This is a genomic window from Janthinobacterium sp. BHSEK, assembly GCF_056174685.1.
Genome location: NZ_JBWBYV010000082.1, coordinates 1 through 1,986, shown reverse-complemented (window position 1 = coordinate 1,986; position 1,986 = coordinate 1). Strand labels below are relative to the sequence as shown.

Here is a 1,986-nt window from a genome sequence, read left to right as displayed (position 1 = left end):
GTGTTGTTGAAGTAGTCGGCAAAATCGACGTTGCGCCACATTTCGGCCGTCGCGTCGATGACTTGCCAGACTTGGCCGGCCGTCGCCATCAAGGTGAGGAACTGGCCCTGTTTGACGACAATATTCTTCACGTCGCTGACGTCATAGGCAATGACCACGCCAGCAGCGGACGCAATCGTGCCGGCGGCCTGGTTCCGGCCGAAGAGCTTGAAGTACTTGCCCGAATTGGCGGGAATACCCAGCGCGTCCGGGCTGGGAATGGTGAGCGTCAGGCCAGGGGCGGTAAAGTACAGGGCGGCGCCCATATCGTCCGCCGTCAAGGTGCGACTCGCGCCCATGCCAACGAATTTGACCATGCTGCCCTGTGCCTGCTGGACAAACTCCGCATTGACCAGCTTCTTCGAAGCGTCGAATTTCCTGAGCGTCGCCACCTCTTTCATGCTGTATTGCGGGTGTGGATCGGCGGCGGCCAGGTGCTTGGCCAGTTGCGCGTCGCTGTAGGCGCGCACGGTAATGTCCTGGTCATCGACATATTTACGGGTGGCCAGGATGACGGACGGGTCGATTTTCAGCTCGATGGCGGCCGTGCTGGCGACGATCAGCACGATGCGCACCACTTGCGTGCGCCCGCTGCCTTCAAGCATCAGGGGCTTGTAGCTGGGCGGGCAGTTGGCCACCGCACACAGGTCGCCCGCCTCGTCGAAGATGCCGATTTCGCGTATCCACCAGCCGCCCACGTCCTCGGGCAAGACTTGCTCGACGATGATCTGGCTGGGGTTGGCCGGGTCGATGGTCAGCTGGTTCAGGCCGGCGCGGCGCACCTCGCGCACCAGCGCCTTTTGCGTGCGCACGGGCATGGGCAGATTGCCGTTGCCGTCGCCCACGGCCAGGTTCTTCAGTTTCAGGGTTTGGCCCAGGGCGATGGCGTTGGCCAGCTTGGCCTCGCCCACCTGCGTCAGGATGGCAAAGTATGTGCTCATGGATAGATGGTGAGAGTGTCGATGGTATGGGATGCGCCGCTTTGTAACAGCGTGCCGCGCACTTCGATGGTTTCCGCGATCCAGGGATACACGGTCATGCTGTCGCCGTGGTAGGCGCAAGCGCCCGCGTAGACGTTGCCGCGACTTTCCAGATAGATGGCCAGCCCCGTCATGTGGCGGCTGACGGGCTTGGCGTCCGCAATCAGGCGTTCCATTTCCTGGAACATGGCGTCGGTGATGCCGGTGTCCAGCACGCCCACATCGAGGCGGAAGGTGCCCGGCACGCCCGGCGGCGTGGTCTGCCACCATTCGGTAATGCGGATCAAATAGCCCAGGGATTCGACCACGCGGCGCACGGCGGCAATCGTGCCCTTGTGCTTGTGGATGAAATAGGACGCCTTGATGGTGCCGCGCTTGGTCGATTCGGGCCAGGCGTCGTCCCAGCGGTCAACGGAACAGGCCCAGGCCAGAAACGGCAACAAGTTGACCGGGCAGCGGTCGGCGTTCCACAGGTCGCGCAGCGGCACGGGCACGTTGACCAGCTCGGCGCAGGCCACGGCAATGGCGCGTTCCAGCGCCGTGGTGTTGGGCGGCAGGGTCGGCACGAGCTTATTCATCGCGCACCACGACATTCAACTTGATAGCCGTGCAGCGCGCGGCCTGGGTGGCGTTCAGTTCGATATCCGCCGCTGGACTGGTCAAGACGACCTTGCGCACGCCTTCGACGTGGACGGCGGCGCTGCAGGCGGAACGATAGATGCTGTGCCCCAGCGGGCGGCGCGGCTGGGACACGCGCACGGCGTTGGCGCGCGCCGCGTCCAGCAGAATCGGCACTTCCGGGCCGACGCCGATAAACAAGGTGGCCTCGATCTGGTAGTCGATGACCTGGGCAGGTTGCACCGTCAGGCGGTCGCCCAGGGGGCGCACTTCTTCGGCGTTGAGTGCGCGCGCCACGGTGGCCAGCAGCGCGGCGTCGGCGATGCCGGTGTCATTGTTGGCCAACACC

At 64.2% G+C, this 1,986-nt stretch carries 2 protein-coding genes and 1 pseudogene; all 3 read right to left on the bottom strand.

Features of this window, described 5'->3' with window-relative positions; all coding sequences use genetic code 11:
• The coding region (locus tag AC0V2Y_RS24300) for a phage tail protein (protein ID WP_475418384.1) at nucleotides 1-980 on the bottom strand (980 nt) is incomplete at its 3' end.
• Nucleotides 977-1,597 carry a phage tail protein I gene (locus AC0V2Y_RS24295; protein ID WP_475417839.1) on the bottom strand — a complete coding sequence of 207 codons (621 nt, stop codon included), beginning with the start codon at nucleotides 1,595-1,597 and terminating at the stop codon, nucleotides 977-979. The genes AC0V2Y_RS24295 and AC0V2Y_RS24300, both read right to left, overlap by 4 nt.
• Nucleotides 1,590-1,986: pseudogene (locus AC0V2Y_RS24290) on the bottom strand (baseplate assembly protein); the annotation flags it as partial. The gene AC0V2Y_RS24295 and the pseudogene AC0V2Y_RS24290, both read right to left, overlap by 8 nt.